The 15,225-nt window shown below is 67.9% G+C and carries 15 protein-coding genes; 8 read left to right on the forward strand and 7 right to left on the reverse strand.

All coding sequences use genetic code 11. The annotated features are described in order from the left end of the window. Positions 1 to 58 precede the first annotated feature (58 nt). Positions 59 to 985 carry a Grx4 family monothiol glutaredoxin gene (gene grxD, locus AC5P7E_RS11590; RefSeq protein ID WP_099484745.1) on the forward strand — a complete coding sequence of 309 codons (927 nt, stop codon included), beginning with the start codon at positions 59 to 61 and terminating at the stop codon, positions 983 to 985. Positions 986 to 1,062: 77 nt separating this feature from the next. Here grxD and AC5P7E_RS11595 read toward each other — a convergent pair whose 3' ends face one another. Both AC5P7E_RS11595 and AC5P7E_RS11600 read right to left on the reverse strand, forming a co-directional pair. After that, on the reverse strand, positions 1,063 to 1,602 hold the full coding sequence (locus AC5P7E_RS11595; RefSeq protein ID WP_005410992.1) for a DUF924 family protein: 540 nt from the start codon (positions 1,600 to 1,602) through the stop codon (positions 1,063 to 1,065). Between the two features lie 43 nt (positions 1,603 to 1,645). Further along, positions 1,646 to 2,422: an AMP nucleosidase gene (locus AC5P7E_RS11600; protein ID WP_005414446.1), complete on the reverse strand. Its 777-nt coding sequence runs from the start codon at positions 2,420 to 2,422 to the stop codon at positions 1,646 to 1,648. A gap of 152 nt (positions 2,423 to 2,574) precedes the next feature. On the opposite strand from AC5P7E_RS11600, the gene AC5P7E_RS11605 reads away from it, so the two are divergent. The 5 genes from AC5P7E_RS11605 to AC5P7E_RS11625 all read left to right on the forward strand — a co-directional run bounded on the left by AC5P7E_RS11605 (position 2,575) and on the right by AC5P7E_RS11625 (position 7,372). After that, entirely contained in the window at positions 2,575 to 3,984 is a 1,410-nt protein-coding gene (locus AC5P7E_RS11605) for an amidohydrolase (protein ID WP_005410994.1), read from the forward strand. Next, entirely contained in the window at positions 3,984 to 5,267 is a 1,284-nt protein-coding gene (locus tag AC5P7E_RS11610; protein ID WP_005410995.1) for an amidohydrolase family protein, read from the forward strand. The genes AC5P7E_RS11605 and AC5P7E_RS11610 overlap by 1 nt, the downstream gene beginning before the upstream one ends. A gap of 20 nt (positions 5,268 to 5,287) precedes the next feature. Beyond that, a complete protein-coding gene (locus AC5P7E_RS11615; RefSeq protein ID WP_005414448.1) occupies positions 5,288 to 5,920 on the forward strand; it encodes a 2-hydroxychromene-2-carboxylate isomerase in 633 nt (210 codons plus the stop codon). Between the two features lie 94 nt (positions 5,921 to 6,014). After that, on the forward strand, positions 6,015 to 6,956 hold the full coding sequence (locus AC5P7E_RS11620) for a DegV family protein (protein WP_005410997.1): 942 nt from the start codon (positions 6,015 to 6,017) through the stop codon (positions 6,954 to 6,956). Between the two features lie 77 nt (positions 6,957 to 7,033). Beyond that, entirely contained in the window at positions 7,034 to 7,372 is a 339-nt protein-coding gene (locus tag AC5P7E_RS11625) for a hypothetical protein (RefSeq protein ID WP_005414449.1), read from the forward strand. 112 nt (positions 7,373 to 7,484) lie between these two features. On the opposite strand, the gene AC5P7E_RS11630 is transcribed toward AC5P7E_RS11625, so the two are convergent. The 4 genes from AC5P7E_RS11630 to AC5P7E_RS11645 all read right to left on the reverse strand — a co-directional run bounded on the left by AC5P7E_RS11630 (position 7,485) and on the right by AC5P7E_RS11645 (position 12,598). Then, the gene (locus AC5P7E_RS11630) at positions 7,485 to 8,897 is read right to left on the reverse strand and encodes an efflux transporter outer membrane subunit (protein WP_114618206.1); all 1,413 of its coding nucleotides are present in this window, start codon (positions 8,895 to 8,897) and stop codon (positions 7,485 to 7,487) included. After that, on the reverse strand, positions 8,894 to 9,976 hold the full coding sequence (locus tag AC5P7E_RS11635) for an HlyD family secretion protein (protein WP_012481236.1): 1,083 nt from the start codon (positions 9,974 to 9,976) through the stop codon (positions 8,894 to 8,896). Before AC5P7E_RS11635 ends, AC5P7E_RS11630 begins: the two co-directional genes overlap by 4 nt. A gap of 21 nt (positions 9,977 to 9,997) precedes the next feature. Beyond that, positions 9,998 to 11,527, reverse strand: a complete 1,530-nt coding sequence (locus tag AC5P7E_RS11640; protein WP_033835214.1) for an MFS transporter — start codon at positions 11,525 to 11,527, stop codon at positions 9,998 to 10,000. Positions 11,528 to 11,680: 153 nt separating this feature from the next. Beyond that, positions 11,681 to 12,598 (reverse strand): LysR family transcriptional regulator, encoded by a 918-nt coding sequence (locus tag AC5P7E_RS11645; protein WP_005411002.1) that lies wholly within the window; start codon positions 12,596 to 12,598, stop codon positions 11,681 to 11,683. Positions 12,599 to 12,739: 141 nt separating this feature from the next. Here AC5P7E_RS11645 and AC5P7E_RS11650 point away from each other — a divergent pair, with 141 nt between their 5' ends. Continuing rightward, entirely contained in the window at positions 12,740 to 13,186 is a 447-nt protein-coding gene (locus AC5P7E_RS11650) for a universal stress protein (protein WP_032129880.1), read from the forward strand. A 5-nt stretch (positions 13,187 to 13,191) separates the two neighbouring features. Beyond that, positions 13,192 to 13,662, forward strand: coding sequence for a hypothetical protein (locus tag AC5P7E_RS11655; RefSeq protein WP_043034031.1), 471 nt, complete (start codon positions 13,192 to 13,194; stop codon positions 13,660 to 13,662). Between the two features lie 40 nt (positions 13,663 to 13,702). On the opposite strand, the gene AC5P7E_RS11660 is transcribed toward AC5P7E_RS11655, so the two are convergent. Continuing rightward, entirely contained in the window at positions 13,703 to 15,148 is a 1,446-nt protein-coding gene (locus AC5P7E_RS11660; RefSeq protein WP_100438109.1) for a GGDEF domain-containing protein, read from the reverse strand. Between the last annotated feature and the right edge of the window lie 77 nt (positions 15,149 to 15,225).

The raw sequence follows: 15,225 nt of genomic DNA on the forward strand, positions 1-15,225 counted from the left end.
CCCCATGATGCCATGAGGGGTAGAATTGATGATTCGAATTCCCGGAAACCCGACGTCCATGTCCCTCGATCCCGCCCTGCGTTCGCGCATCGAATCCATCCTCAACGCCAACCGCGTCGTGCTGTTCATGAAGGGCCAGCCGTCGATGCCGCAGTGCGGTTTCTCGGCCAAGGCCGTGGGCGCCCTGCAGGATCTCGGCGTCGAGTTCGCCCACGTCAACGTGCTGGCCGACCAGGAAATCCGTGAAGGCATCAAGGCCTACGGCGACTGGCCGACCATCCCGCAGCTGTACATCGACGGCGAACTGGTCGGTGGCAGCGACATCGTGCTGCAGATGGCCGCCAGCGGCGAGCTGAGCAGCGTGCTGGGCCTGGCCGCACCGGACCGCACCCCGCCGAGCATCACCGTCACCCCGGCCGCCGTGGAAATGCTCAAGGGCGCGCTGGCCGACGCTCCGGGCGCTGCCCTGCAGCTGAGCATCGACGCCGGCTTCCAGCCGAACTTCCAGCTGGCTCCGCACGACGAAGGCGCGATCGCTGCCGAGTCCAACGGCCTGCGCGTGCAGTTCGACCTGGCCAGCGCGCGTCGCGCCAACGGCATCACCATCGACTGGGTGGACGACATCCGCGGCAAGGGCCTGGCCATCGACAATCCGAACGCACCCAAGCCGGTGCAGGAAATCAGCGTGCGTGATGCCGATGACCTAGTGCGTGCCGGCAACATCACCCTGGTGGACGTGCGCCCGGCCGAGGAGCGCGAGATCGCTGCTGTGGGCGTGCCGTTCAAGAGTTTCGACGGCAACGGCCGTGCGGAGCTGGAGGCCCTGCCCAAGGACACCACACTGGCCTTCATGTGCCACCACGGCGGCCGCAGCGCACAGGCTGCCGAGCAGTTCCGTGCACTGGGCTTCACCAAGGTGTTCAACGTCACCGGCGGCATCAACGCCTGGTCGGAAGAGGTGGACAACGGCGTGCCGAAGTACTGATCGGCACTGAAAAAGGGGACGGAGGGGATTAAGTCGTTTATGGCACAAACGACTTAATCCCCTCCGTCCCCTTTTTCTTAGCCGGCGAACCCGCCTTCGGCCAGGTAATCCAGTTCTTCCGCCGTGGGGAAGCGACCGAGCACGGCATTGCGATGCGGGAAACGACCGAAGCGGCGGATGATGTCGCGGTGCAGTTCGGCGTACTGCAGGTATTCCTTGTCACCCAGCACGTCGAACATCGCCACCGAGCGGTCCTGGTCCAGCGGATCCTCGGAGTGCTCGAACGGCAGGTAGATGAAGGCGCGCAGCTTCGGCACCAGCTGCAGGTCCAGGCCTTCCTCGATGGCGCGCATGGCGTAATGCCGGGCCAGGCCATCGGTGGCGTAGGAATGGGCAGTACCCCGGAAGCAGTTGCGCGGGAACTGGTCGAGCAGCAGCATCAGGGCCAGCGCCCCTTCGGCACTGCCCAGCCAATGTTCGCGCGCGCGCGAAGCGGCGGCGAAATGCTCATCCAGAAACAACTGGCGGAACTGCGCGTCGAACGCGTCGTCGCGGGCGAACCACTTCGCAGGGCCCGCCTCCTTCCAGAATTCCACCACTTGCGCGGCAACGTCCATCACCTACTCCCCAGGGCCGGCGCGCCGCGCCAGGCCATCATCATCATTCGTCGAAGCGCAGGTGGCGGACCGACTTGCCGTTGCGCCGGATAAGCTTAAGCGCCTCGATACCGATCTGGATATGGTTTTCCACGAACTGGGAGCTGACCTTGGCATCGGAGGCTTCGGTCTTGACCCCATCGGGGATCATCGGCTGGTCCGACACCAGCAGCAGCGCACCGCTGGGGATGTGGTTGGCGAAGCCGGCGGCGAACACGGTGGCGGTTTCCATGTCGATGGCCATGCAGCGCATCGCCCGCAGCCGCTCCTTGAAGGCCTCGTCGTGCTCCCAGACCCGGCGGTTGGTGGTGTAGACGGTGCCTGTCCAATAGTCGTGGCCAAGGTCGCGGATCATGGTCGAGACCGCACGCTGCAGCGCGAACGCCGGCAACGCCGGCACTTCCGGCGGCAGGTAGTCTCCCGAGGTACCCTCGCCACGGATCGCAGCGATCGGCAGCACCAGGTCGCCCAGCTGGTTCTTGCGCTTGAGGCCGCCGCACTTGCCCAGGAACAGCACCGCCTTGGGCATCACCGCCGACAGCAGGTCCATGATGATCGCGGCATTGGGGCTGCCCATGCCGAAGTTGATCATGGTGATGCCGTCGATCGTGGCGCTTGCCATCGGCCGGTCCAGGCCGATGACCGGCGCACCGGTCAGCTCGGAAAAGGTATGCAGGTAGCCGCCGAAGTTGGTCAGCAGGATGTGCTGGCCGAACTGGTCCAGAGGCACGCCGGTATACCGGGGCAGCCAGTTGTCGACGATTTCCTGCTTGCTTTTCATGGGCGGTCCGGTACGGCGGGGGACCGGGTATTTTCGGCCACCCGGCCGGTGCAGTCGAGCCGCCGTCGACCGTCCTGTGAAGAAGGTCACTTGGCAAGCCCGCCGCCACCGGGCTAGCGTCGGCGGTTGGACCAGGTTGCAAGGGGAACTGCATGGCATCGACGTTGTTGCGCGCCGGGGTGGCCCTGGCGCTGCTTTCATTGAGCACGGCTCCGGCGGTGGGCGCCTCGCGCTTCGTCGCCGATCCCTACCCCAGCACCTACCAGGCCCATCCCGATGCGCCGGTACTGATCCAGAACGCCACCGTGCTGACCGGTACCGGCCAGCGCCTGGACAACGCCGATGTGCTGCTGCGCGACGGCCGCATCGTTGCCGTCGGCCGCCAGCTGCAGGCCGATGCGGGCGTCACCCGCATTGATGCACAGGGCAAGTGGGTCACTCCGGGCCTGATCGACGTGCATTCGCACCTGGGCGTGTATCCCAGCCCGGGTGTCGGTGCGCACAGCGACGGCAACGAGATGACCGCACCGGTCACCGCCAACGTCTGGGCCGAACACTCGGTGTGGCCGCAGGACCCGGGCTTCGCCACCGCGCTGGCCGGCGGCGTGACCAGCATGCAGGTGCTGCCGGGCTCGGCCAACCTTGTCGGTGGCCGCGGCGTGACGCTGAAGAACGTCCCGGCCATCACCTACCAGGCGATGAAGTTCCCCGGTGCGCCGTGGGGCCTGAAAATGGCCTGCGGCGAGAACCCCAAGCGGGTCTATGGCGAGGGCAAGGGCGTGACCCCGGCCACGCGCATGGGCAACGTGGCCGGCTATCGTGCCGCCTTCATCGATGCCGCCGACTACATCGCCAAGAACAAACCCAAGCCGGCCAAGCGCAAGAGCTGGTTCGGCAGCGACAAGGGCGACAGCGCCGGTGATGCCGGCGGCAAGCGCGATCTCAAGCTGGACACGCTGGCCGGCGCGATCGAAGGCGACATCCGCGTGCACATCCACTGCTACCGCGCCGACGAGATGGCCACCATGCTCGATCTGGCCAAGGAATTCGGCTTCAAGGTAGCCGCCTTCCACCACGGCGTGGAGGCCTACAAGCTGGCCGACAGGCTGGCCGCCGACGGCGTCTGCGGTGCGCTGTGGGCCGACTGGTGGGGCTTCAAGATGGAAGCCTTCGACGGCATTCCGGAGAACATCGCGCTGGTCGACCGGCCGAAGAACAGCTGCGCCATCGTCCACTCCGATTCACCCGAGGGCATCCAGCGCCTGAACCAGGAAGCAGCCAAGGTGATGGCGTCCGCGCGCCGCGCGCGCATGCCGGAGATCACGCCCGAACACGCCATCACCTGGATGACCGCCAATGCCGCCAAGGCGCTGGGCATTGAAGGCCAGACCGGCACCCTGGAGGCCGGCAAGATGGCCGACGTGGTGGTCTGGAACGGCAACCCTTTCAGTTCCTACGCGCTGGCCGAGCAGGTCTTCATTGATGGCCGCAGGTTGTACGACCGCAGTGCACCGGCAGCGACGCCGCGTTCTGATTTCCAGCTTGGCCAGGAGGTGCGTTGATGATGGTGCTCAAGCAGTTGGCGCAGTCTGCCGCGAAGGGCAGCCGAGCATGGTTCGGCGCTACTGTCATGGTGCTGGCCTGCATCTCCGCATCCGCACAGGCACAGGACCTGCTGGTGCGCAACGCAACGGTGCACACAGCCAGCGCACGCGGCAGCCTGCACAACGCCGATGTGCTGGTCCAGGGTGGCATCATCCGCGCGGTCGGCCCCGGCCTGTCCGCGCCGGCCGGGGCGACCGTGGTCGAAGCCAATGGCAGGCCGCTGACCCCGGCCCTGTTCGGTGGCATCACCGAAACCGGCATCGAAGAGGTCTCGGGTGAATCGAGCACGGTGGACAGTTCGTTGAAGCTCGGTGAGCAGCCGCTGCGCCCGGAATTCGACGTCACCCTCGCCTACAACCCGGCCTCGGTGCTGATTCCGGTCACGCGCCTGGAAGGCATCGGCTTCACTGCATTGGGGGCAGCCACCGGTGGTGGTTTCGTGGCCGGCCAGGGCGGCGTGATGCGGCTGGACGGCAGCGCCGACCCGATCGGCCCGCGTGCCCTGTTCCTGCGCATCGGTGCGGCCGCCTCCGAACTGACCGGCCATTCGCGCGCCGCGCAATGGATGCTGCTGCAACAGATGGTCGACGAAGCACGCGGCCAGGTGGCTGCAGACTCGCCGCACGCGCTGCTGACCCCGGCCGGGCGCCGCACACTCAGTCGCTACCTGGCCGGCCAGGGCCGCATCGTGGTGGAGGTGGATCGTGCCTCGGACATCCGCCAGCTGCTGCGCTGGGCCACACGCGAGAAGGTGAAGATCGCCATTGCCGGTGCCAGCGAAGCCTGGCAGGTCGCGCCGGAGCTGGCCGCTGCGCACGTGCCGGTATTCGTCGACGTGCTGGCCAACCTGCCAGCCAGCTTCGACCAGATCGGTGCCACCCTGGAAACCGCCGCACGCCTGCAGCGTGCAGGCGTGCCGGTGTCGTTCGTGCAGCGCGGCGACGCCACCCACAATGCGCGCAAGATGCGCCAGCTGGCTGGCAATGCAGTGGCCAACGGCCTGCCCTGGGCTGACGGTCTGGCCGGGCTGACCCGGGTACCCGCACAGGCGTTCGGCGTGGCCGACCAGATCGGCAGCATCGAGCCCGGCAAGCGCGCCGACCTGGTGCTGTGGGAAGGCGACCCGCTGGACGTGGCGCACTATGCCGAACAGGTCTGGCTGGGCGGGCGTGCGATGCCGATGCGCTCGCGCCAGACCGACCTGCGTGATCGCTACCTGCAGCGCAATGCGCAGCCCTGACTGCATTGAAGGACACCACCATGGCCACCCTGCGCTGGTACTTCGACTTCGTCTCGCCCTACTCCTACCTGCACTGGCAGAAGCTGAAACAGTTGCCGCAGTTCGCGCAGATCCAGACCGTGCCGATCGCCTTCGGCGCGGTGCTGCATCACCTGGGCAATCTCGGGCCGGCCGAGATTCCGGCCAAGCGCCGTTTCATGTACCGCCAGCTGCAATGGACCGCGCAGGCCGAGGGCACGCCGATGCGCTTCCCGCCCGGCCATCCGTTCAATCCGTTGTCGGCGCTGCGCCTGTGCCTGGCCGCCGGAGCCAGCGCACAGGCGGTGGACGTGCTGTTCGACTGGATTTGGCGCGACGGCCATGCCGGTGACAGCGCCGAGGCCCTGCGCGAACCGGGTGCGCAGCTGGGCATCGAGGATGTCGCCAGCGCCATCGCCGCCCCGGCGGTCAAGGAACAGCTGCGGCGCAACACCGAGGCCGCAATCGGCGCCGGGGTGTTCGGGGTCCCGACCCTGGCCATCGACCAGGAACTGTTCTGGGGCAACGACGCCCATCCGCTGATGGCGGCCGTGCTGGCCGATCCTGCCCTGCTGCAGCAGCCCGAATGGCAACGCCTGGACAGCCTGCCGGTGGCGGTACAGCGCGATCGCTGAACAGGGGTGGCGCCTTTCCCTCGGGCGCGGGCTCTGGTTTTGAGATAGATTTCACGTTTCCGAACCTACAACCGCCCTGGAGGGGGAGCCGCGGATGCGCATCGGAATCGTCGTCGACTCGGCCTGCGACCTGCCGCAGGACTTCATTGCCGAGCACAACATCGTGCTGCTGCCGATCACCGTCCGCATCGGCGAAGCCGTGCTGGCCGATCACCGCGATGAGCAGGCCACCCTGAGCTTCCTGCACGCGCACGTGGCCGAACACGGCGCCGAGGCGGAAACCATTCCCTTCAGTGTCAACCAGATCCGCGACCTGTTCCTGCAGCAGCTGGTGATCGATTACGACCACGTGTTCTGCATGACCATCACCAAGACCCGCAGCCCGATCCATGACAACGCGCTGCAGGCCAGCTTCGCCATCCTCAACGACTACAAGCCGGTGCGCCAGGCGGCAGGCTACAACTCACCGTTCGCGCTGCGCGTGCTCGATACCCAGAACCTGTTCGCCGCGCAGGCGGTTACGGCGGTGGAAGCCGTGCGCCTGCGCGAGAGCAACGCCAGCGTGCAGCAGATCCGCGAGCGGCTGGAGGAACTGGCCGGCAACGTGCACGGCTACATGGTCACCCGTGACCTGTACTACATGCGTGCGCGCGCACGGCACAAGGGCGACCGCAGTGTCGGCCTGCTCAGTGCGGCGCTGGGCAGCGCGCTGGACATCAAGCCGGTGCTGCACGGCTACCGCGGCGAAACCGGGCCGGTAGCCAAGATCAAGGGCTTCGACAATGCCGTGCAGAAGCTGTTCGCGGTGGTCGGCCAGCGCGTACGTGCCGGACTGATGACGCCGACGGTGTGCGTCAGCTACGGCGGAGAACTGGACGAGCTGCGTGCCCTGCCCGGCTACGCACAGTTGAAAGAGGTCTGCGCCACCCATGGCGTGACCGTGTACGAATCGGTGATGAGCCTGACCGGCATGGTCAACGTCGGCAAGGGCGCGGTCACCGTAGGCTTCGCCGATGGGCCGCATCGGTTCGAATGAGCGCTGGCCACGGCCGGAATCTGCACATCGATTCCACTGCGGTTGTGCCAGTCTTGCCGCACTTCAAGGAGAACTCCATGCCTGCGCAGTACCACATCAGCCTGCCCGACCCGTCCAAGGCCCGTGGCAATGACCCTGACCTGTCCTTCCACTCGCAGGGCGCCGCCGGTTTCGCCGAAGAGCTGCAGGATGCCCTGCGCAGCGGCACGCTGTTCGAGCGCTGGAAGGCCAAGCAGCCCGACCCGGACGCGGTGGAACCGCAGTGGGGCGTGACCGATCCGGACGCCACCGTGACCGGCGAGCAGAAGGACCTGCGCATCAACCTGGTCGCCACCACCCGCATCGACAGTGATGTGTTCAAGCAGCGCCTGCGCCTGCTGGCCGGCAGCCACTGGGAACTGCGCGACGTGCGTTGAAGCCCTGCTCTGGTAGGTGCCAACCTGGGTCGGCAACTACCGGGACGCGAGGTAGTGCCGGCCGCTGGCCGGCAACCGCAACATCCATGAAGGTGCCGGCCAGCGGCCGGCACTACCAGCCTCCACCCAGCGCGCGGTACAGCTCTACACGCGCGATCGCGGCGGTGGCCTGGCTGTTGGCCAGCGCGGCCTGGTTGTCCAGTGCGATGCGCTGGGTGGTCAGCACGTCCAGCATGTCGACCACGCCGGCCTGGTACTGCCGGCGCGCCGCCCCCAGTGCCGTCTCGCTCTCATCCACTGCCACGTGCAGCTGCACCGTGCGCTGCTGCTCGGCACTGTAGCCATCCATGGCGTCATCCACTTCGTGCCATGCCTGCAGCACGGTACGGCGGAACTGCAGGGCCGACTGTTGCTGCTGCAGCCTGCTCAGCGCAAGATTGGCCTTCAGCCGTCCGCCCTGGAAGATCGGCAGGCTGATCGACGGACCGATGCTGAAACGGTGCGCGTTCCAGCCATCCAGATCATCGAGCTGCTTGGCCTGGAAGCCTGCGTCGCCATTCAAGGTGATGCGCGGCAGGAAACTGGCCTTGGCCACGCCGATGCCTGCCGTTGCCGCATGCAGTGCCGCTTCGGCACGACGGATGTCCGGGCGACGCTCGGCCAGTTCACTGGGCAGCCCCATCGCTACGGCCGGCAACGCCGGCCAGTCACGGCGTGCATCCTGCAGCTGCGCGTCCAGCGCCTGCGGCGGCTGCGCCAGCAGGAACGCCAGCGCATTGCGCAGCTGCGATTCGCGATGCCGCAACGGCGCGATGCGTGCCTGCAGCGATGCCACCTGCGCGGCCGCGCTGGACACCTGCAGCGTGCTGGCCACACCCTGGCGTTGGCGTGCTTCGGTCAGGCGTTTGATGTCGTGGGCGATGCTGAGGTTGTCCTCGGTGATCGCCAGCAGCTGCCGCGTCGCGCGCAGCTGCAGGTAATCACGCGCGGTTTCCGCCAGCAGCGCGATGCGCACTGCATGTGCATCCTCCTCGGCCATCTGCACGCGCGCGTCGGCCGCTTCCACCTGGCGCCGCACGCGGCCCCACAGGTCCAGTTCCCAGCTCAGGCCGATACCGGTCTGGAACAGCCCGTAGTCATCACGGCCGCCGTTGCCGGACGGATCATTCAGGCCCACCTCGCTGTTGCGTGCACGCACGCCACTGGCGCTCGCGCTGACGCTGGGCAGGCGATCGGCGGCGGTGATGCCGCGTGCAGCACGGCTCTGCTGCACGCGGTTGGCCGCCAGCTGCAGGTCCAGGTTGGCCGCCAGCACCTGGTTGGCCAGCTGCCCCAGCAGCGGATCGTCGAAACCGGCCCACCAGGCCGCGTCCTGGTCGATGGCGTTGCCGGCGACGGCCTCACCCTGCCAGTGGCTGGGCAGTTCCGCCTGCGGGCGTACGAAGTCCGGACCCATCGTGCAGGCAGCCAGGGCCGTGCACAGGCTGGCCGCAACGAAGGTGCGGAACACGGTGACTGCGCTCATGCGCCCTCCCCGCTCTTGTGGCCCGGACTGTGCTGCACGCTCTGCGCGCGCGCGCGGCTGCCCAGGTCAACGCTGGCTTCCACCGACATGCCGGCACGCAGCTGGTCCAGCAGCGGCTGGCCCGGCTCCAGCACGATCTTCACCGGAATGCGCTGCACCACCTTGGTGAAGTTGCCGGTGGCGTTCTCTGGTGCGACGGCAGCAAAGGTGACGCCGGTGGCTGGTGCAATGCTGTCGATGTGCCCGCGCAGCGGCTTGCCCGGGAATACGTCCACCTTCAGTTCGACCTGCTGGCCGGCCTGCATGCGGGTCATCTGCGTTTCCTGGAAGTTGGCGACCACGAAGGCGCGCTTCAGCGGCACCACCGCGGCCACCGGCGTACCCGGCGTCAGGTAGGCACCCACGCGCACCGCGCGGCGACCGACCATGCCATCGATCGGTGCGCGCAGCACGGTGTGCGACAGATCCAGTTCGGCGCGCGCCTGCGCCGCTTCCGCACGCTGCACCGCCGCCTGTGCAGCCTGCACGCCCGCGCTGAGGATGTCGGTGCGCTGGCGTGCGGTCGACAGCGCGGCCTGGCCCTGCTGCAGATGCGCACTGGCCACGGCCTGCTTCGACTGCGCCTGCTGCGCGTTCTGCACGGTACCGGCGCCGTCACGGGCCAGTTCGCGGTAACGCTGCTGGTCGGCACTGGCCAGGGTCAGTTCGGAACGGCTGACATCGACACTGGCCCTGGCCTGCGCGATCAACGAGTCCTGCTGGGCCAGTGCGGCCTGCGCATTGGCCAGCTGTGCACGGGCATTGGCGAGGTCGGCACGGGCCGCCTGCAGGGCGACCTGGTAGTCGCGGTCGTCGATGCGGGCCAGCACATCACCGGCCTTCACCGACTGGTTGTCCTCGACTTCCACGGCACTGACGAAGCCGGGAATCTTCGGCGCTACCAGGGTGTAGTCGGCCACCACGTACGCATTGTTGGTGGTCTGGTGACCGCCATCGCGCAGCAGCAGCCACGCGCCGACGGCCAGGGCCAGCACGCCCAGGCCCAGGCCGGTGTTGAGGGTGGTTCGATTGATCGTCATGAGGGGGTTCCTGCGAAAGGTTCAGGCCACGGCACGTGGCGGATGGATGCGGGTGGGCATCCAGGCAATGAGGGGAATGAAGGCCAGCGCCACCAGTGCGACCACCCAGTACAGGTCGGCCGAAGTCAGCGCCTGTACCTGTGCATGCAGGCGCGCGCCCAGCTGCGGGCCATCGGCCAGCCACGGTTGCTCGCCAAGGCGGTCGACCAGCACGGTGGAATGGAAATGACGGCGGCCCTGGGCGACGGCATCCAGCACGCCACCGGCGAGCACGGCAGCGAAGCCCTTGACCGTGTTGAACCAGGCCGAGGCGAACGGGCCGTCCTGCGGCGCCAGGCCGCCGGTGGCCAGCATCAGCAGCGGCAGCACCGCCATCGGTTGCGCGAACACCTGCAGCAGCTGCACCCACAGGAAGTTGTCGCGGATCCAGGCCACGTCCAGGTGCGAGCCCAGCCAGCAGGCCAGCGCCAGCATCGCCAGGCCCGTGGCCTGCACCCAGCGGCAGTCCACCGCGCGGATGTTCAGCAGCGCCGCCACCAGCGGCAGCGCGATCACCTGCGGCAGCGCCACCCACAGCAGCATCGGTGCGGTCTGCAGCGGCCGGTAGCCCTGCACGCTGGCCAGGAACCCGGACGGGATCGAGATCACTGCCAGCAGCACGAACAGCACGCCGCCCAGCGTCACCAGCGAGTAGCTGAGATTGCGGTTGGCCAGCAGCTGCAGCTTGAAGAACGGCAGCGGATGGAACCATTCATTGATCATGAACAGCACCATCAGGCCGGCACCGCCACCGATCATCAGCGTGATCATCGGCGAGTCGAACCAGTTCAGGCGCGGGCCCTGCACCAGGCCCAGCACCAGCAGCACCAGCGCCGGCAGGCCCAGCAGCAGGCCGACGCCATCGAACTGGGCGAAGCGTTCCAGCCGCAGCGGGTCCTGAGGCAGGCCCCAGCCGACCATCGCCATGGCGGCCAGGCAGTACGGCACGATCTGCCAGAACGCCCAGTGCCAGCCCACCTGCTCGACCCAGAACGCGGCCAGCGGCGTGCCCATGCTCGGGCCGAACGTCGCCGTCAGTGCGTAGCCGGCCAGGCCATACAGCTTGATGCCCGGGGGCAGGAAGCGCAGCGCCACGCTCATCAGCAGCGGCGGCAGCGCGCCACCGCACAGGCCCTGCAGCGCGCGCAGCAGCAGGAACACCTGCAGATTCGGGGCAAGCGGGCACAGCACGCCCAGCACCATGAAGCCACCGATCATCGCCAATGCGAAGCGGCGCAGCGAGAAGGTGGCGGCACACCACGGTGCGAAGGCCATCGCGCTGACCGACATCGCGCTGTAGAGGGCGACGACCCAGCTGCCGTCGTCGACGCTGAAACCCATCGCGCCACGGATGTCGGCCAGGGCGACCTTGGTGATGTTCTCGTTGAAGCCCGACACCAGCACCGCCAGCAGCACGCCACACAGGCCGACCAGAATGCGGCGATCGAGCCCGGGGGCGGCGGCAGGACGGGGCGCTGCGGCGGCCGGGACAGCGGCGGCCGGCGTACTCATCGCCGGGCACCTATCCGTGCGGTGCACGGCATGTTGGGGGTCATTGGAATGCGCTCAGTGAAACTCCGGGGAGCGCAGTCTAGGGAGCCGGTACCCTGCGAAAAATGGCGCAACCCGCATCCCAGGCGTGCGCCAGGCGCACGCATGCAGATGTCAGCGCGGGGCCTCCCCTGCGCTTTCGCACATGGTCTTGATCGACCGCCGCAGCCACTGGTGGGCGGCGTCGTTGTCCAGGCGTGGATGCCAGGCCTGCACGATGGCGGCGGTCCGCACCGGGATCGGCAGCGGGAACAGGCGCAGCGGCAGGCGCATGCTGACGATCCGCTCCAGCATCACGCTCGGCATCTGCGGCAGGATCAGGTCCGATTCGGCCGCCGCGAAGATCGCGCCGTGGAAGGTCGGGCTGATCAGCGCCACCCGCCGCTGCAGGCCCAGCGCGGCCAGATCATCGTCGATCGGACCGCGCGGCAAGCCGCGGCGCGACACCGCGATGTGGTCGCAGGCGGCAAAACGCTCGGCGCTGATCTCCTCATCGAACAACGGATGATCTTCGCGCGCGGCGCCCATGAACGAGGTACTGAACAGGTTCTGCACCTTGGTATCGGGCGCATGCTTGCCGGCCGTGCTGATGTACAGGTCGATCCGGCCCTGCGCCATCGCATCGTCATCGGTATCGCCTTCGGGCACGAAGCGCAGCACTGCGCGCGGCGCCTGCTGGCGGAACAGCTCGCGCAGGCGTCCGCCGAACCCCCCGACGAACACATCATTGGCACGCACGCTGAAGGTCCGCTCGAGCACGCGCATGTCCACTTCACGACCGGCGTTGAAGACGCGGTGGGCCTGCTCGATCACATCGCGGACCTGCTCGCGCAGCTGCAGGGCGCGGGGCGTGGGCGCCAGACCGCGGCCGGCACGCACCAGCACCGGGTCGCCCAGCGCGGTGCGGATCCGGCCCAGGGTACGGCTCATCGCCGGCGCGCTCAGGTTCATCCGGCGCGCGGCGGCGGCCACGCTGCATTCGTCAATCAGCACGTCCAGTGCCAGCAACAGGTTCAGGTCCGGCAGGGGCATGACAGTCTCCAGTAAATCAGATGACTTTACGGCACTTGCAACCACGGTGGATTGCGTTAGACGCATTCATTGACTGCCGCGCACGGCATGGGTGCGCGCGGTGACATCGGCGACCATCCCCGGCCTGCCAAGGAGACATCCATGTTCAATACCCTGCTGGTCGCCCTGGATGGTGGCCCCCAGCACGCGCGCGTGCTGGACCTGGCCGCCGCCATCGCCGGCCCCCACAGCCGCCTGCACCTGCTGTGCGTGCTCGACCCCGAATTCGCGCTGGCGGCCGATGCCAGCGAAGCCGACCGCATCGAGTACCCGGAAGCCGCCCGCCAGCGCTCGCGGGCCGAAGCGGTGCTGGCCGAAGCCCTGGCCGAGCTGCGCGAACGCGGCGTCGACGCCATCGCGCAGATTCCCTCCGGCGACCCGGGCGAAGTGATCAGCGAGCAGGCCCGGCGCCTGAAGTGCGACCTGATCGTCATCGGCCACCGCCACCTGTCCCGGCTGGAACGCCTGTTCGAACCCTCGATCGGGCAATGGACCATCGACCACGCGCCCTGTCCGGTGCTGGTGGAAACCCGCGACCCACAGCCCTAGCCACCATGGCCTCCCGTTCCCCGTTGTTTCCCACCCGGGTCAACTACCGCGCCTTCGGTCGACAGTTCGGCCGCGGCGAACAGGCGCTGCTGGGCGCGATACGGCAGTTGCGCGACCCCGATCTGCAGGCCAATGGCCTTGCCCAGCTGAGCGGACTCGGGCTTGGCCAGGAGGGATGCGACGCCTTCATCGGCCTGCTGCCCCTGCTGGCCACCCCCGCCGCTCCGATCGATCTGCTGCCGGCCGGCTCTCCCTTCATTGCCGCCAGCGAGCTGGACCTGCTGGTCTGCCTGCTGCGCATCGCACAATGGCGGCATGCGCGGCCCCGCGAAGACGACACGCTGGCACCGTTGCGCCGGCAACTGGCACGCTGTGCGATGGCCGTGCAGGCGGCAAACCTGCCGTTGCGACAACGCTCGTTGTCACCGGTCGGGCTGAGGCTGCTCGATCCGACCGGCTGGTTGCGGCAGCGATAAGCCGTCGCGCCCCCCCGTGTGATCGCATGCAGAGAGCTGCTCAGCAGTCCATCGTTCCGTGCGTGCTGCCCTCGTCATCCAGCACGTGCGCATGCAGGATCACCTGGTTGCGGCCAGCCCGCTTGGCGGCATACAGGCCGGCATCGGCGTCTGCCAGCAACTGATCGGCACTGGCCAGAGCCGGCGGATGCAGGTAACCCACGCCGACGCTGATGCTGACCGGGCCTTCCGGCAATGGCAGCGCTTCGACCGCTTCGCGCAGCCGCTCGGCCAGCGCCAGCACGCCCGACAACGGGCTTCCGGGCACGATGACGGCGAACTCTTCACCGCCATAACGCGCAACGCTGTCACCACCGCGACCGGCTATGACCTTCAGCACCCCGGCCACCGCCTGCAGGCAACGATCACCGGCCGGATGGCCGTGCTGGTCGTTGAAGGCCTTGAAGTGGTCGATATCCACCAGCAGCAGGCCCAGCTCGGTGCCGCTGCGCCGTGCGCGATTCCACTCGGACGTCAGCCGTGCGTCGAACTCGCGGCGGTTGGCCACGCCGGTCAGGCCATCCTGCCGCGCCAGTTGATCCAGTGCTGCCTGGCGTTCCAGAAGATCGGTCTGCAGCAGGACGCTGCGCAGGCCGAAGCCAAGGGTGGCTACGACGAAGCCGGCAACGGCCAACGGCCGCGCATGATCGACCACCAGCGTGCCGACCACCAGCAGCAGCAATGGCAGGATGATCGGACCGGCGGCCTGCACCGTCCTCGCCAGCCGCGGGTGTGCCGTGGTGCCTGTGTCCGGCGCCGTGTCCAGCGCCAAGCAGGCGATCAGCAGAAAAGGTACGTCGATCAGCAGATCGTTGAACGCACCGAATGCATCATCGGAGGTGTAGTGGTTGATGTAGTAGGCCACCAGCAGATAGGCCAGTGCGTACAGCGCCAGTGCGCGGAAGAACCTGCGCCGTTCGGGCACGTCGCCGGCCAGCCATCGCACCACGGCGAACGCGGCGATACACAGGTTCTGGATGTCGAACATGCGCTGCATGTTGGACATCGCATGGGCGTCGACCTCGACACGGGCGGCGAACGATGCGGTGTGCACGAAGAACAGCACACCCAGCAGCGCCGCCATCGCCGCGTCGATCAGGCTGATGCTCAGGCGCTCGCGGCGTGCCCGGGCCAGGATGAACACCAGGGGCACTCCATACAGCACGTACAGGAACAGGCTTGCGCGCGGGGTGAAATCGGCACGCCCGGCGCCCAAGGCGTCGATCATGTTGAACGCCATGCCGCCGGCCCACAGCAGCAGTGCCAATGCCGTGGCGCGCCACCCCAGTGCCGCGCGGTCGCGGCGGGCCCGCCACAGGCAGGCGGCCGCCGCCAGCAACGGGGCGCCGGTCAGGAAAACGAAGGAGCCGACCCCGGCGGGGCCAGGCCACAGGGCCAGCACCAGGCCATGGCACAGCACATACAGCAGCGCCAGCACTACCGGCATGCATCCCCCCGATCCGCAAGGCCGTCTACGCGCACGATAGCGCGGGGCGGCGCCATAAGGGTGTGATCCATCGCTGA

The sequence above is a fragment of the Stenotrophomonas sp. YJH_SMC_25 genome, from assembly GCF_059369595.1.